This is a genomic window from Nitrobacter sp., from assembly GCF_051535215.1.
GTDB lineage: Bacteria > Pseudomonadota > Alphaproteobacteria > Rhizobiales > Xanthobacteraceae > Nitrobacter.
In genome coordinates, this window is the sequence record NZ_JBPPLY010000013.1 from 35,351 (window position 1) to 60,531 (window position 25,181).

The 25,181-nt window shown below is 62.7% G+C and carries 27 protein-coding genes; 14 read left to right on the forward strand and 13 right to left on the reverse strand.

Annotation, left to right across the window (positions count from 1 at the left end; genetic code table 11):
* Window positions 1-34: 34 nt before the first annotated feature.
* A complete protein-coding gene (locus ACS3WB_RS12480; protein ID WP_046845497.1) occupies window positions 35-457 on the reverse strand; it encodes a MerR family transcriptional regulator in 423 nt (140 codons plus the stop codon).
* A 185-nt stretch (window positions 458-642) separates the two neighbouring features.
* Here ACS3WB_RS12480 and ACS3WB_RS12485 point away from each other — a divergent pair, with 185 nt between their 5' ends.
* The 13 genes from ACS3WB_RS12485 (at window position 643) to ACS3WB_RS12545 (ending at window position 14,471) form a co-directional block, all read left to right on the forward strand.
* A complete protein-coding gene (locus tag ACS3WB_RS12485; RefSeq protein ID WP_101536102.1) occupies window positions 643-3,699 on the forward strand; it encodes a heavy metal translocating P-type ATPase in 3,057 nt (1,018 codons plus the stop codon).
* An 83-nt stretch (window positions 3,700-3,782) separates the two neighbouring features.
* Window positions 3,783-4,307, forward strand: a complete 525-nt coding sequence (gene lspA / locus ACS3WB_RS12490; RefSeq protein WP_244465968.1) for a signal peptidase II — start codon at window positions 3,783-3,785, stop codon at window positions 4,305-4,307.
* Window positions 4,308-4,309: 2 nt separating this feature from the next.
* Window positions 4,310-5,044, forward strand: a complete 735-nt coding sequence (locus tag ACS3WB_RS12495; protein WP_046845498.1) for a cytochrome c biogenesis CcdA family protein — start codon at window positions 4,310-4,312, stop codon at window positions 5,042-5,044.
* Between the two features lie 84 nt (window positions 5,045-5,128).
* Window positions 5,129-6,031 carry a lipid kinase gene (locus tag ACS3WB_RS12500; RefSeq protein ID WP_046845791.1) on the forward strand — a complete coding sequence of 301 codons (903 nt, stop codon included), beginning with the start codon at window positions 5,129-5,131 and terminating at the stop codon, window positions 6,029-6,031.
* A 141-nt stretch (window positions 6,032-6,172) separates the two neighbouring features.
* Entirely contained in the window at window positions 6,173-6,475 is a 303-nt protein-coding gene (locus ACS3WB_RS12505; RefSeq protein WP_046845499.1) for a hypothetical protein, read from the forward strand.
* Between the two features lie 62 nt (window positions 6,476-6,537).
* The gene (gene ihpA / locus ACS3WB_RS12510) at window positions 6,538-7,812 is read left to right on the forward strand and encodes a divalent metal ion exporter subunit IhpA (RefSeq protein WP_046845500.1); all 1,275 of its coding nucleotides are present in this window, start codon (window positions 6,538-6,540) and stop codon (window positions 7,810-7,812) included.
* A complete protein-coding gene (ihpB, locus tag ACS3WB_RS12515; RefSeq protein WP_046845792.1) occupies window positions 7,812-8,756 on the forward strand; it encodes a divalent metal ion exporter adaptor subunit IhpB in 945 nt (314 codons plus the stop codon). The genes ihpA and ihpB overlap by 1 nt, the downstream gene beginning before the upstream one ends.
* Window positions 8,749-9,114 (forward strand): P-II family nitrogen regulator, encoded by a 366-nt coding sequence (locus ACS3WB_RS12520; protein WP_046845501.1) that lies wholly within the window; start codon window positions 8,749-8,751, stop codon window positions 9,112-9,114. Before ihpB ends, ACS3WB_RS12520 begins: the two co-directional genes overlap by 8 nt.
* Window positions 9,107-12,316 (forward strand): efflux RND transporter permease subunit, encoded by a 3,210-nt coding sequence (locus ACS3WB_RS12525; RefSeq protein WP_046845502.1) that lies wholly within the window; start codon window positions 9,107-9,109, stop codon window positions 12,314-12,316. Before ACS3WB_RS12520 ends, ACS3WB_RS12525 begins: the two co-directional genes overlap by 8 nt.
* Complete coding sequence (locus tag ACS3WB_RS12530) at window positions 12,313-12,684, forward strand: hypothetical protein (RefSeq protein WP_046845503.1); 372 nt, start codon at window positions 12,313-12,315, stop codon at window positions 12,682-12,684. The genes ACS3WB_RS12525 and ACS3WB_RS12530 overlap by 4 nt, the downstream gene beginning before the upstream one ends.
* Before the next feature lie 121 nt (window positions 12,685-12,805).
* On the forward strand, window positions 12,806-13,177 hold the full coding sequence (locus ACS3WB_RS12535; RefSeq protein ID WP_101536103.1) for a hypothetical protein: 372 nt from the start codon (window positions 12,806-12,808) through the stop codon (window positions 13,175-13,177).
* Window positions 13,178-13,221: 44 nt separating this feature from the next.
* On the forward strand, window positions 13,222-13,509 hold the full coding sequence (locus ACS3WB_RS12540) for a copper-binding protein (protein WP_046845794.1): 288 nt from the start codon (window positions 13,222-13,224) through the stop codon (window positions 13,507-13,509).
* Entirely contained in the window at window positions 13,506-14,471 is a 966-nt protein-coding gene (locus ACS3WB_RS12545) for a LysR family transcriptional regulator (RefSeq protein ID WP_083983989.1), read from the forward strand. The genes ACS3WB_RS12540 and ACS3WB_RS12545 overlap by 4 nt, the downstream gene beginning before the upstream one ends.
* A 74-nt stretch (window positions 14,472-14,545) precedes the next feature.
* Here the strand turns inward: ACS3WB_RS12545 and ACS3WB_RS12550 are convergent, their stop codons facing one another.
* Genes ACS3WB_RS12550 through trbB form a run of 11 tightly spaced genes read right to left on the reverse strand, consistent with a single transcriptional unit; the run spans window position 14,546 to window position 24,083 of the window.
* Window positions 14,546-14,773, reverse strand: a complete 228-nt coding sequence (locus ACS3WB_RS12550) for a DUF2274 domain-containing protein (RefSeq protein WP_046845504.1) — start codon at window positions 14,771-14,773, stop codon at window positions 14,546-14,548.
* 4 nt (window positions 14,774-14,777) lie between these two features.
* Entirely contained in the window at window positions 14,778-15,929 is a 1,152-nt protein-coding gene (locus ACS3WB_RS12555) for a TrbI/VirB10 family protein (protein WP_046845505.1), read from the reverse strand.
* A complete protein-coding gene (trbG, locus tag ACS3WB_RS12560; RefSeq protein WP_046845506.1) occupies window positions 15,929-16,903 on the reverse strand; it encodes a P-type conjugative transfer protein TrbG in 975 nt (324 codons plus the stop codon). The genes ACS3WB_RS12555 and trbG overlap by 1 nt, the downstream gene beginning before the upstream one ends.
* A complete protein-coding gene (trbF, locus tag ACS3WB_RS12565; RefSeq protein WP_046845507.1) occupies window positions 16,900-17,589 on the reverse strand; it encodes a conjugal transfer protein TrbF in 690 nt (229 codons plus the stop codon). The genes trbG and trbF overlap by 4 nt, the downstream gene beginning before the upstream one ends.
* Window positions 17,586-18,953, reverse strand: coding sequence for a P-type conjugative transfer protein TrbL (gene trbL / locus ACS3WB_RS12570; protein ID WP_046845508.1), 1,368 nt, complete (start codon window positions 18,951-18,953; stop codon window positions 17,586-17,588). The genes trbF and trbL overlap by 4 nt, the downstream gene beginning before the upstream one ends.
* Before the next feature lie 3 nt (window positions 18,954-18,956).
* Window positions 18,957-19,244 (reverse strand): putative entry exclusion protein TrbK-alt, encoded by a 288-nt coding sequence (gene trbK-alt, locus ACS3WB_RS12575; protein WP_046845796.1) that lies wholly within the window; start codon window positions 19,242-19,244, stop codon window positions 18,957-18,959.
* 21 nt (window positions 19,245-19,265) lie between these two features.
* A complete protein-coding gene (gene trbJ / locus ACS3WB_RS12580) occupies window positions 19,266-20,027 on the reverse strand; it encodes a P-type conjugative transfer protein TrbJ (RefSeq protein WP_046845797.1) in 762 nt (253 codons plus the stop codon).
* On the reverse strand, window positions 20,027-22,480 hold the full coding sequence (trbE, locus tag ACS3WB_RS12585; RefSeq protein ID WP_046845509.1) for a conjugal transfer protein TrbE: 2,454 nt from the start codon (window positions 22,478-22,480) through the stop codon (window positions 20,027-20,029). Before trbE ends, trbJ begins: the two co-directional genes overlap by 1 nt.
* Before the next feature lie 12 nt (window positions 22,481-22,492).
* Window positions 22,493-22,774, reverse strand: a complete 282-nt coding sequence (locus ACS3WB_RS12590) for a VirB3 family type IV secretion system protein (RefSeq protein WP_046845510.1) — start codon at window positions 22,772-22,774, stop codon at window positions 22,493-22,495.
* Window positions 22,774-23,106: a TrbC/VirB2 family protein gene (locus ACS3WB_RS12595; RefSeq protein WP_046845511.1), complete on the reverse strand. Its 333-nt coding sequence runs from the start codon at window positions 23,104-23,106 to the stop codon at window positions 22,774-22,776. The genes ACS3WB_RS12590 and ACS3WB_RS12595 overlap by 1 nt, the downstream gene beginning before the upstream one ends.
* The gene (gene trbB / locus ACS3WB_RS12600) at window positions 23,103-24,083 is read right to left on the reverse strand and encodes a P-type conjugative transfer ATPase TrbB (RefSeq protein ID WP_046845512.1); all 981 of its coding nucleotides are present in this window, start codon (window positions 24,081-24,083) and stop codon (window positions 23,103-23,105) included. Before trbB ends, ACS3WB_RS12595 begins: the two co-directional genes overlap by 4 nt.
* 168 nt (window positions 24,084-24,251) lie before the next feature.
* On the opposite strand from trbB, the gene ACS3WB_RS12605 reads away from it, so the two are divergent.
* A complete protein-coding gene (locus tag ACS3WB_RS12605) occupies window positions 24,252-24,728 on the forward strand; it encodes an SRPBCC domain-containing protein (protein WP_046845798.1) in 477 nt (158 codons plus the stop codon).
* Window positions 24,729-24,752: 24 nt separating this feature from the next.
* On the opposite strand, the gene ACS3WB_RS12610 is transcribed toward ACS3WB_RS12605, so the two are convergent.
* Window positions 24,753-25,181 carry a ribbon-helix-helix protein, CopG family gene (locus tag ACS3WB_RS12610; RefSeq protein WP_046845513.1) on the reverse strand — a complete coding sequence of 143 codons (429 nt, stop codon included), beginning with the start codon at window positions 25,179-25,181 and terminating at the stop codon, window positions 24,753-24,755.

Consider the following 25,181-nt stretch of genomic DNA (forward strand, 5'->3'; position numbering starts at 1 on the left):
CCAGTGCGGTAATCCGGGCGCAGAAAAGGCCCAGTTATCTTGGCTGTGGTTGAGCTTGAGGCGACAGAGCTTCGATGATCCGGCAATCAGCAACGGTGCCGCAGCGGCATTGATCGATCATGCTGTCCAGCTCGCGGCGCAACGCGCGCAAGTCGGCGATCTTTCGATCGACTTCAACTCGATGCTCTCTGGCAATGGCATCGACGGCTTCACACGATCGGTCGCGCTGGTCGGCCAAATCGAGCAATGCGCGGATCTGGTCGAGCGAAAAGCCAAGGTCGCGCGAGCGCCGGATGAAGCTTAGGCGCTTGAGGTGCTCCGCTCCATAGGCGCGATAATTGCCCGCCGTCCGGCCCGGCGCGGCCAGCAGCCCGATCCGCTCGTAATAGCGGATGGTCTCGACCTTGGTGTCGGTTCCTCGCCCCAGTTCTCCGATCGTCAGAAAATTGCCTGTCATGGCCTTGACCCTGTAGTTGCTACAGGGTGCATATGGGTCGTCATGTCTAACTTGTCGAGGGGATCCCAATGGCAGCCGACGGCAAACTTGGCTTGGGCTCCTTGATTTTGTGGCGACTACAGAACGTTGGGTGCGCTCACGATTCGAGCCACGCTCAAGAAAGTTAAGCAATTCAGGAGTTCATGATGACCGCAGATGCCGGGACAAGGAGCACGTCAAGCTCGCTACGCTTCAAGGTCGACGGCTTGGATTGTCAGAACGAAGTTCGGATGCTTCGTGCCGCGGTCGGTCCGGTCGTGGGTGGCGATGACAAGCTGGCGTTCGACACCAAGGGCGGTATCATGGAGGTGGCGGGCCAGGGCATCTCGTCTCTCGATGTAATCGAACAGGCGGTCGCCACGACAGGGATGCAAGCCAAGCTGTTGCCGCAGCCGGATAAACCGACGACATCTGCGTGGCTGTTCAAGGTTGAAGGGCTCGATTGCAAGAACGAGGTCGCGATCCTCAAGCGCGAAATCGGTCCACTGGTGGGTGGTGACGACCGGCTTGCTTTCGACACGACAAAGGGACTGATGACGATCGCGATTCAGCAGCGGGTCTCGATCGACGACCTCTTGCGCGGCGTCTCAAAGACCGGAATGTCCGGTGCTCTCGTCGAAGATGGTACGGACGACACCTTACTTCTGCGCGTGCACGGTCTCGACTGCAAGAATGAGGTAGCTGCTCTAACCCGGGAACTGGGGCCGCTCGTCGGCGAGGATAAGCTCGCCTTCGACACTGCGCAGGGCGCCATGACCGTTGCACCCCAGAGCCGGGCAACGCTCGAACAGATCGAGCAGGCGGTCGCGCGGACGGGAATGCGGGCGGAACCGTGGTCATCGCCAACCCCTCAAGATTCGGCAACCTGCGATGCTGTTGGATTTGCGTGCAGTTGCGCGGTCGACGTGCAGGAAGCTCTCAGCCCGCCGCTCCCAACCAATCTGCCTGGTGGCGTTATCTATCGAATCCACGGCATGGATTGCGCCGACGAGATCGCCGCCCTGAAGCGCGAAGTTGGCCCGCTCGTTGGCGAAGACAAGCTTGCCTTTGACCTCCTTAACGGCCGCATGTCGATCGACATGACGCCCGACGCCACGTTGGAAGCTCGCATCGAAAAGGCTGTCTCACGTGCAGGTCTGCGGGCGGAGCCTTGGACCGAGGGCGCGACAAGCGAGGCCGCGCAGGCAGAAGAACGCCGAAGGCGCATTCAGTCATGGCTGACCGCTGCGAGCGGCGTTTTTGCTGCGCTCGGCTTTGCGGTCCACGCTTGGCTCTTAGGCGGTATTGTCGCGGCCTTCGAGGCTGGCGAACACGGTGCAGGCGCAACGCCGCTGGCGAGCATCATTCTTTATACGCTCGCTGTGCTGTGTGCGGTGCGCTATGTCGCCCCGAAGGCTTGGCTCGCGGCACGACGCCTGCGTCCCGACATGAACCTCCTGATGGTGATAGCGGTCGTAGGCGCGATCAGCATCGGCGCCTGGTTCGAGGCTGCGACGGTCTCGTTCTTCTTCGCACTGGCTCTTGCGCTTGAAGCGTGGAGCCTCGGCCGGGCACGGCGCGCCGTTGCGGCTCTGATGGAGCTCGCGCCGTCCACGGCCCGTATCAAGCTCGATGATGGTAGCGAGCGCGATGTTCCGGCAGCCGAGGTTCGTGTCGGCTCGCACATCATCATTCGACCTGGTGACAAGGTTCCGCTCGACGGCCGGGTGGCCGCTGGCGAGAGCGAGGTCAATCAGGCGCCGATCACCGGCGAAAGCGTTCCCGTCTTCAAGTCCGAAGGAGACGAGGTCTTTGCAGGCACCATCAATGGCGAAGGCGCCCTCGACGTCGTGACCACCAAGGCCGCGAACGACACGACGCTCGCGCAAATCATCCGCATGGTCGGCTCCGCGCAGGGCCGACGCGCACCGAGCGAGCAATGGGTCGAGAAGTTCGCACGCGTCTATACGCCGGTTGTGATGGTGCTCGCGATCGCTGTATTCCTCATCCCGCCCCTGTTGCTCGGCGGTGGTTGGGAGATCTGGTTCTATCGCGCCCTCGTGCTGCTCGTGATCGCCTGCCCCTGTGCCCTTGTGATCTCGACGCCGGTAACGATCGTAGCCGCCCTCGCAGGAGCGGCGAAGCAAGGCGTCCTGGTGAAAGGCGGCGTCCATCTCGAAACGCCGGCGCGTCTGAAGGCGATCGCCATGGACAAGACCGGGACCCTCACCGAAGGACGCCCTCAGGTCGTGGAGATCGTCGCGCTTGGCAACCGCAGCGAAGGCGACGTTCTTCGGCTGGCCGCAGCCCTCGAGGCCCGTAGCGAGCACCCGATAGCGCGCGCTATTCTGGCAAGAGCCACGGAAAGCGGCATCGCCGCGCAACCGGCCGAGGCGGTCCAGGCCATCACGGGTCGAGGCATGACCGGCCGCGTCTCCGGTCGCGACGTCTGGCTTGGGTCGCGTCGGTATCTCGATGAACGTGCGATCAGCTCGCCGGCCATTTTGGAGCGCGCCGGCGCTCTTTCCGACGCGGGCCGCACCATTGTCGCCGTCGGCAACGACCAAGAGGTTTGGGGACTGATCGCCGTTGCCGATGCCGTGCGGGCAGAGGCCAAGGAGATCGTGGCCGCGCTCCATCGCGCTGGCGTCGAAAAGGTGGTGATGCTGACAGGCGACAACCGGGCCACCGCCGAGGCGATTGCCAAGCAGACCGGCATTGACGAAGTTCGCGCCGAGCTTCTGCCTGGTGACAAGGTCGCCGCCGTCGAGGACCTGGTTCGGCGTTATGGGGCCGTCGCCATGGTTGGCGATGGAGTCAACGACGCTCCTGCCATGGGCCGCGCCAATCTCGGCATCGCTATGGGCGCGATGGGTAGCGATGCGGCCATTGAAACCGCCGACGTTGCGCTGATGTCGGATGATCTTTCGAGGTTGCCCTGGCTTGTGCGCCATTCGCGAGCCACGCTCACCGTTATTCGACAGAATATCGCCTTCTCGATCGCGGTAAAGCTATTGTTCACGGTACTGACCATCATCGGTCTCGCGTCGCTTTGGGGCGCGATCGCCGCCGATGTCGGCGCGTCCCTGCTGGTCGTCCTCAACGGGTTGCGCCTCCTCAATCACGGACAGCGCCAGACGGAAGGTGGTCCAACCGGCGGCGCAAAAATTCGGACAGATGAGCGTGGGCATTCCGTCGTGGCTCGCCCCGCACCTGCGCATTGAACCAACAGCGGTCGCCCTGTGTTGGGGCGGCCGCTGCCGGCAGAGAAATGCCGACCTGAACTCCAATAGCATGAGGAATTGTCGTGGCCGGAAGCTCCCGTAGAGATCGCGCGATATGGGTTGGTGGCGGATTTGCCGCCGCGCTTCTGTTCGACGTCGCAACAAAGTGGTTGATCCTCAATGTCGTTATGGTCCCGCCGCGCATTATCGAGGTTACGCCCTTTTTCAACCTGTCGCTCAGCTTCAACACTGGCGTCAGCTTCGGCATGTTTCAAGATCTTTTTCTCGAGCGTCCGCTGGTGCTGGTCGGGATCAAAGTGGCGATCACGGTCGGTCTTCTCGTTTGGGCAATGCGGACCCACAGGATTGTTGAGGCCACGGCTCTTGGTTTGATCGCCGGCGGCGCCGCCGGCAACATTGTTGACCGCGTGCGTCAGGGCGCTGTGACCGACTTTCTCGATTTCCATGCCGCCAATTGGCATTGGCCTGCCTTCAACATGGCGGACGTTGCGATCGGCGTTGGCGTTGTGCTCCTCTTGGCGAGATCGTTTCTTTCGTCCCGACCGGCACTCTGTACTCAGGAAGCGTCCAGTAACGGAAAGCGCTGAGGATGGTGGCGCTGGATATATCTCTGCTCGGTCTGGCGACAGCGGCCACTGCTGGCGCTATCTCTTTCCTTTCTCCCTGCGTCCTGCCCCTCGTTCCGGGCTACCTGTCCTATGTTGCTGGTGGTGCCGGCACGACTGGCAGCGGCGGTGTGGCATCTCGGCTTCACATCTTCCGCCCGGCGCTCCTGTTCGTGCTCGGGTTCACGACCATCTTCGTGCTGCTTGGAATCAGCGCGATGGCTCTCGGCGGCGTTCTCCAACGCTTCCAGACGGAAACCAACTTGATCGGTGGAGCTTTGATTATCGTCTTCGGATTGGCGATGACCGGGCTCGTCCGCCTCCCGATGTTGATGGCCGACCATCGATGGAATGGGCCTCGTCAGGTCAACGGACCGGTCGGTGCCTTCTTGCTGGGCGTCGCTTTTGCCTTCGGGTGGACGCCATGCATTGGCCCGGTGTTAGGCTCGATCCTTACGGTAACTGCTACTTCGTCGGGCAATGGTGCGATTCTTCTCGGAGCTTACGGTCTCGGACTCGGCGCACCCTTTCTGCTCACGGCCCTCTTCATGGGAAACGCAGCCGCCGCATTGAAGCGCATGCGCCACCTCGGCGTCGCACTGAATATCGGCGGGGGAGCCGTCATGATCGGTGTCGGCATCCTGATGATGACCGGCAGATTGCAGGAGATCGCAATCTGGATGCTGACGACGTTTCCGGCGCTGGGAGGGATTGGTTGATGCGCACACCACCGCATTTGATGGGCGGCGTGGTCGAATCTCTGCACGTTATCTTACTGCAATTTGATTTTCGAGGAAGCAATGATGGACCATCGCTCAGATGAAATACGTGCGCTCTTATTTCTGAATCCGCAGAGTCGCAATGGGAGCGGTCGCGCGGCGAATGACGCTGTTCGACAACTTGAGGTCGGCGGGATCACGCTCACGCCAAGCCTGTGCCACAAACCGGAAGAGATGAGACACGAGATCGCCCGCAGAGCACAAGAAGTCGATTGTGTGATCGTCGGCGGTGGTGACGGAACAATTAACGCGACTCTCGCCGGCTTGGTGAACACGGGACTGCCGCTTGGCATCTTGCCACTCGGCACGGCAAATGACCTTGCTCGGACACTTTGCATTCCGAATAACCCAGTAGCGGCGGCTGCAATTATCACCGCAGGCTACAAGCGCCGGATTGACGTCGGCCAAGTCAATGACCAGTTCTTCCTGAACGTTGCGAGCATGGGGCTAGGCGTTGAACTTGCGCGTAGGATGACTGGTAACCTCAAACGGCATTTGGGGCGGCTTAGCTACCCGCTAGCGGCGGTTAAAACAGCAATCTACATGAGGCCCTTTACGGCTGAAGTCATTACTACCGACAGCACCATTCAACTTCGAAGCTTGCAGATCGCTGTTGGCAATGGTGTATATTACGGCGGCGGCATGGCCGTCTACGAGGCTGCGGCAATCGACGACCAATGCTTAGATTTTTACAGTGTTGCGCCGCGACAATTTTGGCAATGGCCGCTCTTACTGGCTGCCTTTCGGCGGGGGCGTAACCGAAATTTGGGCGGCATGCGGGCTTTCTGCAGCTCAGGGCCTCTTGAGGTCCGCACGGATCCGCCACTCCCAATCAATACCGATGGTGAAATTACGACCTTCACGCCCGCCAGGTTCAAATTGCTGCCGCTCGCATTGACCGTCTTTGCGCCGGCGGCTCGGGCCTGACACCAACGACGCTGATGTGAAGGGCGGCGCATCGTGCCCTAAAATCGTGGTAGTGTTGCACCCTGAAACTTGATATTGCAGACCTCGATGAAGCGAACATCTACCCAGAGAGGGACTACACGGGCATCGGCTTTTCGCCGGGTGCTGACGGCGTTCCTTGCTGCGGTATATCTGGTGGTTGGATTTGCGGGCGAGATTTCGTGCGCGAAGGAAACCCTCGTCTCGACCAGCATAAGCGCCGCTCTGGACAAGGGCGACGAAGGCTCGAAAAAGGCCCCGACTGTGGTCGAGCATTGTTCCACTTGCGCCCCCATCACAGTGCCCGTGGCCGCGTTGGTCTACATACCAGCCAGCATGTCCCTGCAAATGTCGTTCTCAAGCGACATTGCTGTTGACCTTGAAGTGCGCCTGCCTGAACCGCCACCCCCCAAACATCTGATCTGAAGCCTTAGCCGCAGCGCGTAACTCAGTCGCGTTGTAGTCTTTTCGCTATTCAGGTCGGTAATATGCTTTCGGTTCGAGTGGCCGTGCGCCTGACGTGCGCACTGCTCATACTTACAGTTCCCGTCGAGGCTGCCGAACGTTCTTCGCGCACCATCTCGCTGCCTCAGGCATTACAGCGTGCGTTGGCTGCGAATCCGCGATTGACCGCGGCCGAGCGTGATATCGGCATCGCGGGCGGCCTCCGCGTTCAAGCCGGTGCGCTTCCCAACCCAGAGGCCTCGTTCGAACTCGACAACGCGCTCGGAACGGGGCCGTACAAAGGGGTTCGGTCGGCCGAGACGACCCTGCAACTTAGCCAACTCGTCGAACTGGGTGGCAAGCGGGAAGCACGCGTGGCGGCCGGCGAGGCCGGCATCGGCATGGCCGTCTGGCAGCGGCGGGCGACGCGACTGGAAGTCCTGTCCGAAACAGCGATTGCCTTCATCATGATTATCAGCGCGCAGCGGCGCATCGAGATCTTCGATGAGCAAATAGCGAGCTTCGATCCGCTGATTCCATTGTTGCAAAAACGCGTCCAGGAGGGCGCGTCCTCGCCTGCTGAAACGCTGCGGGCGCAGGTCGCCGCAGACCTGTTCCGGGTCGAACGGGAACGCGCCAAGACACTGCTGGCTACGGCGCGTCGCGATCTCGCGGTCCTAATGGGGGATGCCAGCCCGCAGTTCGGCAAAGCCGTGGGACGGCTGGCAAGTACCGGTCTACCGCCGCCGTTCAACGCCGTACTCCAGGCGATCGACGCTAATCCGCAATTGGCGCGCTGGACCGCTGTCACTGCGCAGCGCAATGCCGAACTCCTTATCGCCCGACTGAAGGCCATTCCGGACCTACGCATTTCAGCCGGCTGGCGGCATTACCAGGACACGAACGACAACGCGGTGCGACTTGGCGTTTCGATCCCGCTTCCGGTCTTCGACCAAAACACCGGTAACATCATCGCGGCACATGAGACGCTCGCGAAGACAGATGCGGAGCGGGCGATCAACAAGCTGGTGCTGCTCAGCATCGCCGGCCGCGCCTACGATACCCTGACTGGTGCTCTGGCGGAGCTCAAGCTGCTGCGGTCGTCGGTCATTCCCAACGCCCGCAGCGCCGCCGAGACGATCCTCAGCGGCTACTCGCAGGGTCGCTTCACGCTGCTCGAATTGCTCGACGTTCGGGGATCGCTGCTGCAGGCGCTGCTGCGCGAACAGGAGGCCCAGCAGAATTTCCATATCGCCGTGGCCACAATCGAAGGTCTCGTCGGCAATCCGTTTTCGCTCACGCATCAGAGTTCGCGATGATGAAGGCTATTGTCCGCTACTCCGTGTTCATTCTGGTCTCCGCCGCGCTTGCCTACAGCGGCTATCAGATGCTGACGCCCGCAGCGCCGAAACCAACCCCAACCGAAAAGGCCGAAAAGGAAGAGCACGCCGACAGCGTCACGCTGAGCGATGCCAAGATCGAGACGGCAGGAATCGAGCTTGCGAAAGCATCGTCCGGCGTGCTGCGCGACAGCCTGTTATTGAACGGAATGGTCCAGCCCAACCAGGAATCGCTGGTGCAGGTCACCCCCCGATTTCCCGGGATCGTTCGCGACGTGCGTAAACGGATCGGCGACGTGGTCCAAAAGGGCGATGTCCTAGCTGTCATCGAGAGCAATCAGAGTCTGACGCTGTATGAATTGAAGGCGTCGCTCGGCGGTACGGTGATCGATCGACAGACGACCTTGGGCGAGTACGTCTCCGAGCAGAAACCGGCCTTCGTCGTCGCAGACCTATCGAGCGTGTGGGTGGACTTCTCCGTCTACCGCCGCGACCTGAAGCGGGTCAGCATCGGCGACCAGGTGTTCATCGATCCCGCCGACGGCGGCCCCGCGATTGAGGCCAAGGTTTCGTATCTGTCGCCGGTCGGCAGCAGCGACACCCAGAGCGCGATTGCCAGAGCTGTGGTGACGAATTCGAAACAGCGGTTGCGTCCCGGGTTGTTCATCACGGGCCGGCTGACCCTGTCTGCGAAGCGGGTAAGCGTCGCAGTGAAGTCGTCGGCGCTACAGACCTGGGAGAATCGCACGGTCGTGTTCGTCCGTAACGGAGGGAAATTCGAAGCGCGGGATGTCGAGGTCGGAGAGCGGGATCCGCAGTTCGTCGAAATCACCTTCGGTGTGCTGGAAGGCGACGTCTATGCCGCGCAGAACAGTTTCATCATCAAGGCTGAACTGGGGAAAGGATCGGGAGACAATGACTGATGACGCTGCAATGACGCTGATCACCGCCCTCATCAGGCCGCACATGGAAGGCCACGTGGTGCGCGCGCTGCATGACTTGCCCGACTTTCCCGGCTTCACTTTCGATGAGGTCCGAGGGCAAGGCCGCGGCCGCGGGCAAGGCGGGAGCTACGTTTCGGCGGATACCGATCTGACCTATCACCAGTTTCTGGAAATGAAATTGGTCTGTCGGTCCGAGTTAGCGGATCAGATTTGCGAACGCATCGCGTCGGCTGCCTGGACGGGCAGGAAAGGTGACGGCGTCGTATTCACGACGGCGGTCCATAAATTTGCACGCATCAGGGAAATCGGCAGACACTCGGAAAAGCACGATGATTGATGGAATTCTTTCGTTTGCCATCCGTCAGCGATGGCTTGTGATGATCGGCGTGCTGGGCATGGCCGCCTTCGGTGCCTGGAATTTCACGCGGCTTCCGATCGATGCCGTTCCTGATATCACCAATGTCCAGATCCAGATCAATAGCCGGGCGCTAGGCTACTCGCCGCTGGAAGTCGAACAGCGCATCACGTTTCCGGTCGAGACCGCCATGGGCGGGCTTCCGCATCTCGACAGCACTAGATCGCAGTCGCGATATGGCATGAGCCAGGTCACCGTCATCTTCAAGGATGGCACCGACATCTACTTCGCCAGACAGTTGGTCAACGAACGGATCCAGCAGGTCAAGGACCAGCTTCCGCCCGGGATCGAAACGGCGATGGGGCCGGTCTCGACCGGTCTCGGCGAGATCTATCAGTTCACGGTGGAAGCGAAGCCGGATGCCCGCAAAACGAGCGGCGAGCCTTACACGCCGAGCGATTTGCGCACGATCGAGGACTGGATCATCAAGCCGCAGTTGCGGAATGTTCCCGGCGTCATCGAGGTGAACACTGTCGGGGGATTCGAGAAACAATTTCACGTATTGCCGGATCCCGCGCAACTGATGGCCTACAAGCTCAGCTTCCGCGACGTGATGACGGCGCTGGCGTCGAATAACGCCAACGTCGGCGCTGGCTACATTGAGCGCAACGGTGAGCAATATCTTGTCCGCACACCCGGGCAGGTCGCAAATATTGAAGAAATCAAGGACATCGTGATCGGATCGCGAAACGGCGTCCCGGTTCGGGTTTCGGATGTCGCCGACGTCACGGAAGGCAAGGATTTGCGCACCGGCGCAGCCACAGTGAACGGCAAGGAGGTTGTGCTTGGAACTGCCATGCTGCTGATCGGCGAAAACAGCCGAACGGTGGCGCAGCGCGTGGCGGTCAAGCTCAAGCAAATCGGACGCTCTCTGCCGGATGGCGTCGTTGCACGAACCGTCTACGATCGAACGCGGTTGGTCGAAGCCACCGTTGCAACCGTCGAGAAAAATCTCGTCGAAGGCGCGCTTCTTGTAATCGTGATTCTGTTCATGATCCTGGGGAATTTTAGAGCCGCCATTGCGACCGCGTTCGTCATTCCGCTTTCCATGCTCTTCACCATCACCGGCATGGTGGAAAACAAAGTCAGCGCCAATCTGATGAGTCTCGGAGCCATCGATTTCGGCATCATCATCGATGGTGCTGTCATCATCGTCGAGAACTGTTTGCGCCTGCTGGCGACAGAACAGCACCGGTTGGGGCGCGTTCTCGACCGCCAGGAACGCTTCGAGACGATCCTGGCGGCATCCCGGGAAGTCATCGGCCCAAGTCTCTTCGGAACGCTGATCATCGGTGTGGTGTACATCCCGATCCTGACGCTCACCGGTGTCGAGGGGAAGATGTTTACGCCGATGGCTTTGACAGTGCTGATGGCGCTCACCGGCGCCAGCATCCTCTCTCTGACGTTTGTCCCGGCAGCCGTTGCCCTCCTCGTCACCGGCAAGGTTTCCGAACATGAGAATTTCTTCATGCGTGGAGCGCGTCGGATCTATACGCCGCTGCTTGCCGCTTCCATCCGCAACAGGTTCGGCGTCGCTGCCATCGCTGCACTGTTGATCGTTGTCTGCGGAATCGCCGCTTCGCGGATGGGGGGTGAATTCATTCCAAGTCTCGATGAAGGCGATGTGTCCATGGAGGTGGTGCGAATCCCAGGGACGAGCTTGACGCAGTCGGTTGAGATGCAGGCGATGCTCGAGCGGCGGCTGCTTAAGCTGCCCGAAGTCAAGGAGGTGTTCGCGCGCACCGGCACGGCGGAGGTTGCGACCGACCTGATGCCGCCGTCAACATCGGACTGCTACGTGATGCTGAAGCCACGGAAGGACTGGCCTAATCCAGAAAAATCGAAGGCGGCTGTGGTTTCGGAAATTCAGCAGGCCGCCGAAGATGTTCCCGGAAGCGTCTATGGGATTTCGCAGCCGATCCAGCAACGCATGAACGAACTGATATCCGGCGTCAAAAGCGACGTCGGGGTCAAGATATTCGGAGACGATCTCGAAATATTGGTCCAGTCTGCGGCACGGGTGCAGGCCGTTTTGCAGACGATTCAGGGAGCAGCGGACGTAAAGACCGAACAGGCCGCGGGTCTTCCGGTTCTCACGGTCAAGCTCAACCGTCAGGCCTTGTCGCGCTACGGAATCAGCGTCGGTGATGTCCAAAACCTGGTCGAAATCGCCGTCGGAGGAAAGAGCTCCGGGCTGGTCTTCGAGGGCGACCGCCGCTTCAGCATTGTCGTCAGGCTTCCGGAGCATTTGCGCGCGGATATTCAGGCTATCAGGTCGTTACCGATACCGCTACCACCCCTTGAGAACCAATCCAAGGCGGTGCCTGCAGTGTGGGGCCACTCGCCACTTGCCCAAATCCGTTACGTGCCGTTGTCGGAGCTCGCGCAAATCGATCTCGCGCCCGGTCCCAATCAGATCAGTCGCGAAGACGGCAAGCGGCGGATCGTCGTGACCTCGAACGTCAGAGGCCGCGACCTCGGGTCGTTCGTCGCGGACGCTCAGCGTCAAGTCGAGCAAAAGGTGAAGCTGCCCGCGGGTTACTGGATTGGCTGGGGCGGCCAATTTGAACAGTTGGTTTCGGCCACGCAGAGGCTAACGATAGTGGTACCGATCGCGTTGGCGCTGATCTTCCTGTTGCTCTTCATCAGCCTTGGCTCGATGCCCGACGCGCTGCTGGTGTTCAGCGGCGTACCGCTGGCCCTTACCGGAGGCATCGTGGCCCTCTTGCTCAGAGGCATTCCGCTGTCGATCAGCGCGGGCATCGGCTTTATCGCTCTATCGGGCGTCGCGGTGCTCAACGGCCTCGTTATCATCACGTTCATAGAGCGCCTCCGCAGGGAGGGACACGCCCTTGTGGATGCGGTCCGCGAGGGCGCGCTGACCCGGCTGAGGCCCGTCCTGATGACTGCGCTCGTTGCTTCCCTCGGGTTCGTGCCGATGGCGATCGCGACCGGCGCCGGTGCGGAGGTGCAGCGGCCGCTAGCCACGGTCGTCATCGGAGGAATCATCTCGTCAACCATTCTTACGCTGCTTGTGCTGCCTGCTCTCTATGTCCTGTTCCGGCGCGAGGACATCGAGAGCGGTGAATTGAAAACGCCGGAACCGAACGGAGTGAAATCATGAAATACGTTTTGCTGCTTGTCGCCGCTTTGACGTTTGCCGCCCCGGTTTGCGCCGAAGAATACGAAAAAGGACCAAACGGCGGCCTCATGCTCGACGTCGCCGGCATTGACGCTGAGCTTCTTACCGCCGGGAATACCGTCACCATCAACGTCTTCGTCCCAAACACCCCAAAGCCGGTTTCTACAAAGGGCTTTACTGCGGCAGTGCTTATTGCGGGCGGTAGCGGACGGGAGACGATCACGCTCGCTCCCCAGGGCGAAAATTCGTTGAAGGGAGACGCGAAGAACGCGATAGCTGCGGGCGCGACTATCACATTGACGATCAAGACCGCAGACGGAAAATCCGGCCAGGCCAAATTCAAAAAATAGAAACGCCGATCGTGACCCGAATCCCTTGGTGGATCGAATGGTGATTGGAAACGCAGCATCGTGCCGCCGCATCCGCAATGCGACCAAATTCGTCCGGTTCGCCGGCGGGAGCGTTGGCCGCTTGTTTGGTCTACTGACCCTGTCTTCGCTTGCCTTGCTTGCAGCCGACGCAGGGCGGGACCTGCGGGCGGAAGCGCCAAAGGCAAAGATTGTCGGCTTGGGCGCTGCGACATGCCGCCAGTTCAACGATGACGTCAGATCGAATCCGTTGGTTCGGAGAGACTATCTGGCGTGGGCTCAAGGCTACATGAGCGGAATCATCCTGAGCAGGCCTCCCGGCGTCGATGAGGGGTTGGATCTTAATCCCGCAACCTTCGGCCTCGTCAATCAACTTCAGTTTCTGGAAGATCATTGCGCGAAAAACACGTTGCTGGATTTTTCCGATGCCGTCGAAGCCCTCTACAAGCGGCTGCGTCAGGAGGGCAAGACGTGAATACTGTCATGCTGTTATCGGCGGCGCGCGCCCGCATACAAGGGATGGGGCGTAAACTTACCATAGCCAGGGCCGCAGCTATCTTCTCAACGGCCGTGTCGGCCCAGACGATTCCGACCCAAGGCCAAGTGACCAAAATCGATCAAGGCCAGAACAAGGTGACGCTCAAGCACGGGCCGATCGAGAATCTGGATATGGATGGCATGGCCATGGTGTTCGTTGCCGCCGCCCCGGCAATGCTGAAGGCGGTGAAGGTCAGAGACGAGGTGAAGTTCGAGGCGGAAGGGGTCAACGGTCGTCTCACTGTCACGAAAAGAGAAAGGGCAAAATGACAGCGTCCCGTGCAGGGAGTGCTGTTGCCGGCTCCCTGCGCGGAGATTGCGCGAATGGCACACGGATTTCTGCGATCGAACTTCGACACCTGCGCTATTTTGTAGCGGCGGTCGAGCATGGCAGCTTCCGCAAGGCCAGTGCTGCGCTTCGCGTCCAGGAATCGGCAATCAGCCGCCGCATTCGCGACCTTGAGGGGCATCTCGGCGTCGCCGTTTTCCAGCGATGCAGTTGGGGCGTTGAGCTCACAAGCGCCGGTGAGCGCTTTTTGCCGCGAGCGAAACGCGCGCTTCGCCATGTTCAGGAGGGAGCTGGAGACGCCGCCGTCGTCGCGCACGGGCGAGAAGGAAGGATCAGAACTGGCATTTTCTCCTCGATAGCCTCCGGCTTTCTACGCGAACTTCTGGATGCTTTCGCGAAGGTGCATCCTGGGGTCTATGTCGAACTGATCGACGGAAATCCTTCCGAACATATCGCGGCAATTCGACAGCTTCGGCTGGACGTGGCCTTCATTACCGGAACAATCCATTGGTCGGAATGCGAGACTGAGCAGCTCTGGTCTGAGCGTGTGTTTCTGGTGCTGCCGAGTGGACATCCTCTCTGCAAACATGACGAATTGGATTGGGTGGATCTGTTGGGAGAAAAGTTCATCGTCAGCGACAGGGCGCCCGGCGAGGAGATCCGCGACTATCTGGTCCAGCACCTTGCGGACCTGGGCCAGCATCCGGAAATCAATGCGCAATTCGTCGGGCGGGATAGTATTCTGGCATTCGTCTCCCCCGAGCGAGGATTGACGCTGACCAGCGAGGCGACGACCGCGATGCAGATTCCGGGGATCAGCTATCGGCCGATGCGCAACGAAATCCTGCCGTTCAGCGTTGTGTGGTCGCCGATGAACAACAATCCCGCTGCCGACCGGCTGTTGAACCTCGCGCGTTTGATGGCCTCAAAGATTCGGACATAGAACCCGCTCCGATGACAATACGATTGGGGGAGCGAGAGCGGTCGAGGGGGAAGGAAATCCGGCGCCAGTGCAGGTCAAAGCTTCGCGGAACCGGAGATGCGCCGCGCCTTCGCGAATCCGCGATCCGTGGCGATGAAGCGCTCCAGCATCGGCACGATCAGCTTGGCGGGTTCGATCGGCGTCGCGCCTTCGGCCAGCAGACGGCCATATTCCAAGAGATCGCGATGCAAGGCCGCCGGCAGTTCCAGTGCGATCTTCACCGGTCTGTCGTCGGCGATGGGGCCGAGTTTTAGTTTGGTCATGGGATTATCCTCTGTATGCCTCGAGTATCAAATCTCTCGTCACTACAATCCTGACCGGGAATCCCGGCCGGATGGTCAGCGTCGGCGCGACATTGAGCTGACGGCGGACGATCTGCTGGCCAGCGTCATTGATGGTGTTCTGCCCGCCGCTGCGGATTGCGCGCAGCAGCCGGTTCTCGTCGCTGATGGCGAGTTCGGAGCCAACCGCGAGCAAAGTGGAGAGGCCGGCAGCCTTGGCGAGATCCCACCAGTGGTAATCGACGCCATCTTCAAGCCCGGCATAGCCTTGCGTGTCGGCGCCGGGCTGGCGCTCCAGCACGATGGAGCGACCGTTCGGCATGATGATGCGGTTCCAGACGAGCAGCACACGGCGCTGCCCGAACTGCACGTTGTTGTCATATTGGCCGATCATGCGGGCGCCCTGCGGCACGAGCAGGATGCGGCCCGTGGGACTGTCATAGATGTTCTCGGTCACCTGCGCGGTGATCTGACCTGGCAAATCGGAACGGATGCCGGTGATGAGCGCGGCCGGAATGACGGCGCCGGCCTGGAGCACGAATGGCGAAGCTGGCGCCATGACGCGATCCGACGAGGTCGTGCGGCGATCGACGGGCGCGTTCAGGAATGCGAGTTGCTTGTCCTGCGCCGTCTGCTGACCGGGCAGCCCTGACAGGCCCGGCATGTCGAAGCCGGCAAAGCCCGGCGTTGGTGTTCCGGCCGCGGCCGGCGAACCTGCCCGCGACTGGAAGAACACGGTGCTGGTGCGGGCGGCTTCCTCCTCGGCGCGACGGCGTTGCTCGGTCTCGTCGACGGCGGGCGCCGGAACGACAGGCGGCACGACGGGTTGGCCTGCATTCTGTGCGGACAGGATCGGCCGACCGAGATCGCCCGGCAGCGGCGGCCCGAGAACGGGGCCAGTATAGTCGCGCGGCAGGCCGGCGAGACCATCGGCGGGCTGCCGGTTGCCGGTCGAATACAGCTCCTCGCCCTCCTTTCCGGCATTGCGGGTCTGGAGGGCGTAGATCAGCGATCCGCCGATGCCGACCAGGGCAACGGCCGCGACGCTGGCGAGCACCTTGCGCGACAGGCGGGTGACGCGCGGCGGCTCGGCACGAAGACGCATCGGGGCAGCGGTATTGGTTGAATTGTCGCTCATTATGACGGCCTCCCGTCGGTCCGGACGATACGAACGGTCTGCTGGCGGTCGCCGCTGCCGAGGCGCAGCTCGGCCGCGCCGAACAGGCGATCGACGATCAGAATGTGTTGATGGATGCGTGTATTGGCGATCTGTGTCTCGCCCTCAGGGCCGATCACGAAGATCGGCGGCATCTCGCCTTGCACGATGCCACGCGGGAATTCGACATAGACGCGGCGGCCGTCGTCATAGACAGCGATGGGTTTCCAAGGTGGATTGTCGCCGGTGAGGCCATAGCGATAGTTGCGCTCGGCGGCGGCCGGAATGACCGGCGTCGCCGGCATGGCCTGCCGCTGGCTGGGGGATTGCGGATAAGCCCAGGCGACAGCGGGCATATAGGGCTTCTGGCCGGAGCGCAGTTCGAGCATGTAGGTGCGCCGGTCGGTGGTGACGACGAGATTGGTCGTGATGTCGGCGCGCGAAGGCTTCACCAGCACATGGACGCGCCGCGTGGCGCCGCTGCCGCTCTCGGTGTCGCCGATGATCCAGCGCGCGGTGTCGCCCGCTGCGATCGGGCCTGCGCCGGTCAGGCTTTCACCGGGCTCGAGCGCGATGTCGGTGATCTGTCCCGGCGCGGCATAGACCTGGTAGAGCGCGCCATCCGACCACGGATAAATCTGGATCGCGTTGTAATAGCTTTCGCGGCGCGGCTGAACGCGGGCGGCGGCGTTGGCGTTCTCAACGCGGGCTGTCGGCGTGCCTGCGGCGACACCTCCGCGTGCAGGCGTCCACGCTGGTGGAACATGCAGCGGCTTCGGGCGGTCATCGGTGACAGCGGCCGGAACGGCGGGCAAAGGCGGCACGCTTGAATCGTAGGTAATCTCCGGCGGCTTGCTGGCGCAGCCCGCAAGCGCGCTTGCGGAAAGCAGCAAAGCCGCGATTGCGTATTTACGGAAAGATGGCATCCCGCCTTTGCGGATCGTCGGCCCGGTCATTGGCTCATCTCCCGCGACCATGAGATTGCGTGGATGTAGATGCCGAGCGGATTGGCCTTGAGCCGTTCGGCGTCGCGCGGCGGTTGAACCACGATGGTCAGGATCGCGGTCCAGCGCTCGGTCGCGGAGAGTTTTCCGTCCTCGTATCGACGCTCAATCCAGGCGACGCGGAAGGAATCCGCCGAAGCGCGGATGACGCTGGAGACTTCCACCGCGACCTGCTGCTTGCCGACCTTGGCGAAGGGGTCGTTGGCGCGGGCATAATCGTTGAGCGCGGCCGCGCCGCGATCGGTTGTCCATTCATAGGCGCGCAGCCAATTCTGCCGGACGATGATCGGATCGGCTGGAATGCTCCTGACCTGTTCGACGAAGCGGGCGAGATGCCAGGCCACTTGCGGATCGGTCGGGCGATAGTCGGCCGTAGCGGCCGCGACGGTTTGCGCCTGGCCGAGATTGTCGATCTGCACCACCCACGGCACGACGGTCCCGCGAACGGATTGCCAGACAAGCGCGGCGGCGAAGCCGGCCGACAGGATCAGCGATCCGAAGGCCATGTAGCGCCAGTTCTTCGCCTGTATGCGGGCCGAGCCGATGCGCTCGTCCCATACTTGGGCAGCGCGCTGGTAGGGCGTCTCGGGTTGTGGTGTCTTGCCGTAATGTGCGGCGGGGCGTCTGAAGGGGTTCATGAGCGGTCGCTTTCGGAGAGGTTGACGGAGGAGCCGGAGCCGTGGCTGTCGCCGGAGCGGACGGCATGAGCAACGGCGCTGACGCCGTGGCTCACGGCCTGATGGCGCTTCATGCGCCTGGCCCAGCCGGGCGCGCCGCCGCTTACCGTTGCCTGGCTTTCGGCGGATGAGGCATCGGCTGCAGGGGCGCTCCCCACCGTTCCCTTGGTCGAGGCGCCGCCTGTCATGGCGAATCCGGCTTTCGCGCCATCAGCGTTGCTTGATTTGACGCTCTCGCCGGCGCGGGCGGCGGCGCGGCGTAGCGGTGATGCGACGGCCGAGCCGGCGGCGCGCGCGACGCCACCAAGGCCGGAGGCCACGCGGGATGCGCCAGACTGCCCGAGAGAACCAAGAGTGTAGGCTGACGAAGCGGCGCCGGCAGCCGTGGCGCCGCCACGAACGGCCGCCGAGCCGCCCGAGATGGCCGCTGCTCCTCCCTTGGCGGCCAGGCCCGCCGCTCCGGCGGCAGCCACTGCCGCGCCCCCGACTGCAAGGCCGGTTCCCACGGCGGCGCCCGCGCCAAGCTGCGGACCGCCGGAGACGAGACCATTGGCGATGCCGGGACCGAAGATGCCGAGACCGAGCAACGACAGCGCGGCCAGCACGATGGCCATGGCCTGATCGACAGTCAGCGTCTGCGCGCTGGCGCTCTGCGTGAACTGCGAAAACAGCGTCGAACCGATGCCGATGATGACCGCAAGGACGAGAACCTTGATGCCGGAGGAGATGACATTGCCGAGCACCCGCTCGGCCATAAAGGCGGTCTTGCCGAACAGGCCGAAGGGAATCAGCACGAAGCCGGCGAGCGTCGACAACTTGAATTCGATGAGGGTGACGAAGAGCTGGATCGCCAGAATGAAGAAGGCGAGGATCACCAGCGCCCAGGCGAAGAGCAGGCAGACGATCTGAATCAGGTTCTCGAATACCGAGATCCAGCCCATCAGGGGCGAGATCGCGTCGAGCAACGGCCGGGCGGCGTCGAGGCCTGTCTGCGCGACCTTGCCGGGACGCATCAGGTCCGCCGCCGAAAACCCCGTCCCGCTCGCCTTCAGGCCGAGGCCGGCGAAGCTGTCGAAGACAATCTTGGCGAGATTGTTCCAGCTGGAAATCAGATAGGCGAAGACACCGACGAACAGCGTCTTCTTGACGAGGCGCGCGATGATGTCGTCATCGGCGCCCCAGCTCCAGAACAGGGCCGCCAGCGTCACGTCGATGACGATCAGCGTGCTCGCCACGAATGCGACCTCGCCGGACAGCAGCCCGAAGCCGGAGTCGATATAGCGGGTAAAAACGCCGAGGAAATTGTCGATAACGCCGCTACCCATGCATCACCGCCCTTCCGGAGTGAGAGGCGCGGTGGGCGCCGGCGTCTTTCCGAGGAAGCGGTCGCGGGTCTCGGCCCAGACGCGCAGGCATTCGGCGTCGTTCGCCGCGGCCTGCCCGAGCTGCTGACAGCGGCGCTGCGCGTCGCGCAGCGGATCGGTTGCGGGGCGGAGCTGCGGCATTGACGAAGATGTCGGCGCGTCGTCCTTGCGGGTCAGCTCGATCGCCGTCGCCGTAATGGCGACCGCGACGAACATGATTGCGCCGATGCGCGCCAGCATCTTGCCGTCCATGACGATGCTCACTTCTGGTTCTCAGTTGCCGTTGAACATCTGCGCGTTGCCGGGCTGGTAGCCGCTGCCCGGCGCTAGAAAGCGGCGGCGCCGCTCGCGGCCCTGTTCGGCGGCAGCCGTGCGCTCGGCTTCGGTCAGCATCTGCGCGCGGCCATTGGCGGCGCCGACAGCGGTGAGATCGGCAAGCTGCTGGGCGAGAAGCGCGAGGAGCTGGTTGCCGGCCTGTGTCGCTTGCAACGCGCCGGTCGCCGACTGGCTCTGGCTGACCAGCGCCGACATCTGCGTGCGGTTGCTGTCGATATTGCTGACGACACCCGCCTGCACGCGCATCGCGTCCTGCAAACCGCCGACCGTGTTCTGCCAGCGCGAGCGCGCGTCGGTGATGAGTTGCTGATCGGTCGCCGACATCGAGACGCTCCCGTATTTTTGGCTGAAAATCTGGTCGATCTGCTGGACATTGAAGGCGATGTTCTGCGCCTGGCTGAGAAGCTGCTGGGTGCGCTGGACGTTCTGCTGAAGCTGCTGGAGCGCGGAATACGGCAGGTTCGCCAGATTGCGCGCCTGGTTGATGAGCATCTGCGCTTGGTTCTGGAGCGACGTGATCTGATTGGTGATCTGTTCGAGTGAGCGCGCGGCGGTCAGCACGTTCTGCGCATAGTTCGACGGATCGAACACGATCAGTGCGTGCGCGGGCGTTGCGAGCATCGGTGTGAGCGCGATGGGCGCCGCGAGCATGGTCGCGGCCAGCATTACGGCGCGCGAGCGGATAAAACGGGTCTTCATCATGCAATCTCCTTTTCGGCTTGGGGGATGAGGGACGGGAAAGTCGGGATGAGATCGGCCGCCCATCCGGCGTCGCGGGCGCGCAGCCACGCGGCGAGGAAGCCTTCGCGGCCATGTTCGGCGACGAGGTTGGCGATCAGCGTCTGGTCGGATTTCGAGGAGGCGGCGCAGAGCGCGAGGCCGACTTCGGACAGGCCCAGCTCGAACAGGCGGTTGCCGCGCCGCGACTGGCAGTAATAGTCGCGTTTGGGCGTCGCCCGCGCCAGGATCTCGATCTGGCGATCGTTGAGACCGAAGCGGCGATAGATCGCCGTGATCTGCGGCTCGATCGCGCGTTCGTTCGGCAGGAGCAGCCGTGTCGGGCAGCTCTCGATGATGGCCGGCGCGATATTGCTCCCGTCGATGTCCGATAGCGACTGCGTGGCGAAGATGACAGATGCGTTCTTCTTGCGCAGGGTCTTCAGCCATTCGCGGAGCTGGCCGGCGAAGCCTTCATCGTCCAGCGCAAGCCAGCCTTCGTCGATGATGAGCAGCGTCGGCCGTCCGTCGAGCCGGTCGCCGATGCGATGGAACAGGTAGGACAGTACGGCCGGAGCCGCCCCGGTGCCGACCAGCCCCTCGATCTCGAATGCCTGCACGGCGGCACGGCCGAGCTGCTCGGCCTCGGCGTCGAGCAGCCGGCCATAGGCGCCACCGACGCAATACGGGCGCAATGCCTGCTTCAAGTCGTTCGACTGGAGCAGGACGCTGAGGCCCGTAATGGTGCGTTCCTCGACCGGCGCGGAGGCGAGCGAGGTCAGCGCCGTCCAGATATGCTCCTTGGCTTCGGGGGTGATCGCGATGCCCTCGCGCATCAGGATCGCCACGATCCAATCGGCCGCCCAGGCACGCTCATAGGTGTCGTGGATGCGCGCGAGCGGTTGGAGCGAAACGGAAGCGTCGGAGCCTTCGGTCAGGCCGCCGCCGAGATCGTGCCAGTCGCCTCCCATGGCGAGCGCAGCCGCCCTGATGCTGCCGCCGAAATCGAAGGCGAAGGCCTGAGAACGATCGTAGCGCCGGAACTGAAGCGCCATCAGCGCGAGCAGCACGGACTTGCCCGCGCCGGTCGGGCCGACGACCAGCGTGTGGCCGACGTCTCCGACATGAAGGGATAACCGGAACGGGGTGCTTCCATCGGTCTTGCCATAGAGCAAGGGGGGCGACCCGAAGTGCTCATCCCGTTCCGGCCCCGCCCACACGGCGCTCAGGGGGATCATGTGGGCGAGATTCAAGGTGCTGATGGGCGGCTGGCGGACATTGGCGTAGGCATGTCCGGGGAGCGAGCCGAGCCAGGCATCGACGGCGTTCACACCTTCGATCATGGCCGTGAAGTCGCGGCCCTGAATGACCTTCTCGACCAGCCGCAGCTTCTCGTCGGCGAGACGCGGATCGGCGTCCCAGACCGTGATCGTCGCGGTGACATAGGCCATGCCGGCGACATCCTGCCCAAGCTCCTGCAAGGCCATGTCCGCGTCGGCGGCCCTGTTTGCAGCGTCGGTATCCACGAGGGCGGATGCCTCGTTGGTCATGACTTCCTTGAGGATCGCGGCGATGGACTTGCGCTTGGCGAACCACTGGCGGCGGATTCTGGCGAGCAGCTTCGTCGCGTCGGTCTTGTCGAGCAGGATCGCGCGGGTGGACCAGCGATACGGGAACGCCAGACGGTTGAGGTCGTCGAGCAGGCCGGGCGTCGTCGCGGTCGGGAAACCGGTGACGGTGAGGATGCGAACGTGCTGATCGCCAAGGCGTGGCTCCAGCCCGCCGGTCAGCGACTGATCAGCCAGCAGCGCGTCGAGATAGATCGGCATCTCGGGAACACGGACGCGATGACGTTTCGTCGAAACGCAGGAATGGAGGTAAGTCAGCGTCTCGCTATCATCGAGCCAGGCGCATTCCGGCATGAAGCCGTCGAGCAGCGCCAGCACGCGGTCGGTGCGGTCGGTGAAAGCCCGCAGCACCTCGTGCGGATCGACGCCTGACTTTTCTCGGCCTTCATAGAGCCACGCTTCGGTGCGCGCGGCGTCCTCGGCCGGCGGCAGATAGAGGAAGGTGAGAAAGTAGCCCGAGACGAAATGGCTGCCCGCTTCCTCAAAATCGGCCTTGCGCTCGGCGTCGAGCAGACCAGAGGCAGGATCGGGAAACTGGCTCGCAGGATAGGTCGCGGCCTCATAACGCTGCGCTTCGACAAAAATGCTCCAGCCGGAGCCGAGGCGACGAAAGGCGTTGTTGATGCGTCCGGCGACGGCGACTAGTTCGGCCGCGACGGCGGAATCGAGATCGGGACCGCGAAAGCGCGCCGTGCGCTGGAAGCTGCCGTCCTTGTTGAGCACGATGCCTTCGGCAACGAGTGCGACCCACGGCAGATAGTCGGCAAGGCGGCTGGCGGAACGGCGATATTCGGCGAGATTCATCATGGATTGCGCTCCTCAGACCGACAGATGACCGGGGATGCGCAGATGGCGGCGGCCGACTTCCACGAAGAGCGGATCGCGTTTCGCCGCCCACACCGCCGCGAAATGGCCGACGGCCCAGATGAGGAGGCCGACCAGCCAGAGGCGCAGGCCGAGGCCCACGGCCCCGGCCAGCGTCCCGTTGAGGATCGCGATGGAGCGCGGTGCGCCGCCGAGCAGGATGTGCTCGGTCAGCGCACGATGGACCGGGACCGAATATCCCGGAACGGCGTCGAGTTGCTCGAAGGCGACCGCCATCAGATGAGCGCCCCGCCGCCGAAGGAGAAGAAGGACAGGAAGAAGCTCGACGCGGCGAAGGCGATCGAAAGCCCGAAGACGATCTGGATCAGGCGGCGAAAGCCGCCCGAAGTATCGCCGAACGCAAGCGCCAGGCCGGTCGCGATGATGATGATGACGGCGACGATCTTGGCGACCGGACCTTCGATCGACTGAAGGATTTTCTGAAGCGGTTGTTCCCACGGCATCGACGAACCGGAGGCGTAAGCGACTGGTGCGAGGATGAGATTGATGGTGGCGACGGCGACAGCCGTTGCGACGGTGCGGCGGATATGGATGGCTGTACGGATCATGCGGGCTCCATGGGGTTCGAGGTGGCAGCGGTGATGTGGTAGTCGCCGTCAGCGCCGAGCCCTTCGACGCGGGCGAGTTCGGCGAGCCGGCGCGCGGACCCGCGGCCGGAGAGGACGGCAACGAGGTCGATGGTCTCGGCGATCAGCGCGCGCGGGACGGTGACGACGGCTTCCTGGATGAGCTGTTCGAGGCGACGCAGCGCGCCGATGCCGGTTCCGGCATGGATCGTGCCGATGCCGCCGGGATGGCCGGTGCCCCAGGCTTTGAGGAGATCAAGCGCTTCGGCGCCGCGCACCTCGCCGATGGGGATGCGGTCGGGGCGCAGGCGCAGCGAGGAACGGACGAGATCGGAGAGCGTGGCGACGCCGTCTTTCGTGCGGAGCGAGACAAGGTTTTCCGCGCGGCATTGCAGCTCGCGCGTGTCCTCGATGATGACGACGCGATCGGCGGTCTTCGCCACTTCGGCGAGCAGCGCGTTGGTCAGCGTGGTCTTGCCGGTCGATGTGCCGCCCGCGACGAGGATGTTGGCGCGCGCTGCGACGGCTGAGCGCAGCGTCACGGCCTGATCGGCGCGCATGATCCCAGCAGTCACATAGTCGTCGAGTGTGAAGACGGCGACGGCCGGCTTACGGATGGCGAAGGCAGGCGCGGCGACGACCGGCGGCAACAGCCCTTCGAAGCGTTCACCAGTTTCGGGAAGCTCGGCGGAGACACGCGGGCTCCGCGCGTGAACCTCCGCGCCGACGTGATGCGCGACCAGACGCACGATGCGTTCGCCATCGGTTGCCGACAGTCGCTCGCCCGTATCAGCCAGCCCTTCGGAGAGACGGTCGATCCAAATGCGCCCGTCCGGGTTCAGCATCACCTCGACGACAGCAGCATCTTCCAGAAACCGCGCGATGGCCGGACCGAGCGCCGTGCGCAGCATGCGCGCGCCGCGCGCGTGACGTTCCGAATGTTGATGTACAACCGCCATATCGCCCCGATTTCCAGCCGGGACTGACAGACGCATCCCCATGCGGGGCTGATTAAAAGAGCCAGATCTGAGGCGACTTCAACAAGAAATCGGAGGCGTAGTAGCGTAGCGTGCAAATACAGGAGAACGGCGGAGCAGCGCATTCAAGACGATGCAAGGAGGGCCATGATGGACAAGTCTGGTGCAGAGCGAAGGATCGACTCAGCAGCGCGCTTGATCGCGGCGCCGGCCGAGACAATCTATCGTGTGCTCGTCGATGGGAGCGCATGGGAACGATGGTTGCCGCCTGCCGGGATGATCGGCCGCGTCGAAATATTCGAGCCGCGCGTTGGCGGGCGCTACAGGATGGTGCTGACCTATCGCGGGGATCACGAGAAGCGGGGCAAGACCGCTGAGGACACGGATATCGTCGAGGGCCGGTTCATCGAATTCGTCCGCGACGAGAAGGTCGTTCATGCTGTGACGTTTGAATCGGAAGACCCTGCTTTTGCAGGGGACATGCGGATGACGTGGAGCCTGTCTCCAGCGCCTGCCGGGACGAAGGTGACTATCACTTGCGAAAATGTCCCCGTCGGCATCAGCCAAGCCGATCACGATGTCGGCCTGCGGTCGACGTTGGCAAACCTCGCCACGTTCATGGAATAGTTCTCATCGTGCGTGGCGAAGCGGTCACCTAGGCTCCTCATTTGGAGGGGCGACCGGAACGTCGTCGGGAATCTCGCGCAGAAAGCTCTGGCCTTTCTGCAATCGCTTGCCGAGCGTCTCCACGAAGCCGTCAAACCGCTCGCGACCTTTGGCCTGCGCGGCAGCGTGGGCGTCCGGTGGTACGGGCGGGGTGATCGACAGCCAGAAGCGCACATAGAGTGCCAGTGTTTCGGCGGTGACGCCGAGATCGCGCTCCATCCGCTGGACCTGTCGGGACAGCCTGTCGAGCCGGCGTGCGAAGGCTGCTTCGCGCGCGTCCGCGTGGTCGGGCGACAGGAACGAACTGACGGCCGCCTCGACGATCGCGGATCGAGGTAATTTCTTGCGATCGGCAAGCTCATTGATGCGTCCGATCAGTTCGACGGGCAAAGTGAGATTGAGACGGTCGCGCAT

Coding starts and splice junctions, on each gene's coding strand:
- ACS3WB_RS12480 (WP_046845497.1), bottom strand. CDS start 457: ATGACAGGCAATTTTCTGACGATCGGAGAACTGGGGCGAGGAACCGAC.
- ACS3WB_RS12485 (WP_101536102.1), top strand. CDS start 643: ATGACCGCAGATGCCGGGACAAGGAGCACGTCAAGCTCGCTACGCTTC.
- ACS3WB_RS12495 (WP_046845498.1), top strand. CDS start 4,310: ATGGTGGCGCTGGATATATCTCTGCTCGGTCTGGCGACAGCGGCCACT.
- ACS3WB_RS12500 (WP_046845791.1), top strand. CDS start 5,129: ATGGACCATCGCTCAGATGAAATACGTGCGCTCTTATTTCTGAATCCG.
- ihpA (WP_046845500.1), top strand. CDS start 6,538: ATGCTTTCGGTTCGAGTGGCCGTGCGCCTGACGTGCGCACTGCTCATA.
- ihpB (WP_046845792.1), top strand. CDS start 7,812: ATGAAGGCTATTGTCCGCTACTCCGTGTTCATTCTGGTCTCCGCCGCG.
- ACS3WB_RS12520 (WP_046845501.1), top strand. CDS start 8,749: ATGACTGATGACGCTGCAATGACGCTGATCACCGCCCTCATCAGGCCG.
- ACS3WB_RS12525 (WP_046845502.1), top strand. CDS start 9,107: ATGATTGATGGAATTCTTTCGTTTGCCATCCGTCAGCGATGGCTTGTG.
- ACS3WB_RS12530 (WP_046845503.1), top strand. CDS start 12,313: ATGAAATACGTTTTGCTGCTTGTCGCCGCTTTGACGTTTGCCGCCCCG.
- ACS3WB_RS12540 (WP_046845794.1), top strand. CDS start 13,222: ATGGGGCGTAAACTTACCATAGCCAGGGCCGCAGCTATCTTCTCAACG.
- ACS3WB_RS12545 (WP_083983989.1), top strand. CDS start 13,506: ATGACAGCGTCCCGTGCAGGGAGTGCTGTTGCCGGCTCCCTGCGCGGA.
- ACS3WB_RS12550 (WP_046845504.1), bottom strand. CDS start 14,773: ATGACCAAACTAAAACTCGGCCCCATCGCCGACGACAGACCGGTGAAG.
- ACS3WB_RS12555 (WP_046845505.1), bottom strand. CDS start 15,929: ATGAGCGACAATTCAACCAATACCGCTGCCCCGATGCGTCTTCGTGCC.
- trbG (WP_046845506.1), bottom strand. CDS start 16,903: ATGACCGGGCCGACGATCCGCAAAGGCGGGATGCCATCTTTCCGTAAA.
- trbF (WP_046845507.1), bottom strand. CDS start 17,589: ATGAACCCCTTCAGACGCCCCGCCGCACATTACGGCAAGACACCACAA.
- trbL (WP_046845508.1), bottom strand. CDS start 18,953: ATGGGTAGCGGCGTTATCGACAATTTCCTCGGCGTTTTTACCCGCTAT.
- trbK-alt (WP_046845796.1), bottom strand. CDS start 19,244: ATGGACGGCAAGATGCTGGCGCGCATCGGCGCAATCATGTTCGTCGCG.
- trbJ (WP_046845797.1), bottom strand. CDS start 20,027: ATGAAGACCCGTTTTATCCGCTCGCGCGCCGTAATGCTGGCCGCGACC.
- trbE (WP_046845509.1), bottom strand. CDS start 22,480: ATGATGAATCTCGCCGAATATCGCCGTTCCGCCAGCCGCCTTGCCGAC.
- ACS3WB_RS12590 (WP_046845510.1), bottom strand. CDS start 22,774: ATGGCGGTCGCCTTCGAGCAACTCGACGCCGTTCCGGGATATTCGGTC.
- ACS3WB_RS12595 (WP_046845511.1), bottom strand. CDS start 23,106: ATGATCCGTACAGCCATCCATATCCGCCGCACCGTCGCAACGGCTGTC.
- trbB (WP_046845512.1), bottom strand. CDS start 24,083: ATGGCGGTTGTACATCAACATTCGGAACGTCACGCGCGCGGCGCGCGC.
- ACS3WB_RS12605 (WP_046845798.1), top strand. CDS start 24,252: ATGGACAAGTCTGGTGCAGAGCGAAGGATCGACTCAGCAGCGCGCTTG.
- ACS3WB_RS12610 (WP_046845513.1), bottom strand. CDS start 25,181: ATGCGCGACCGTCTCAATCTCACTTTGCCCGTCGAACTGATCGGACGC.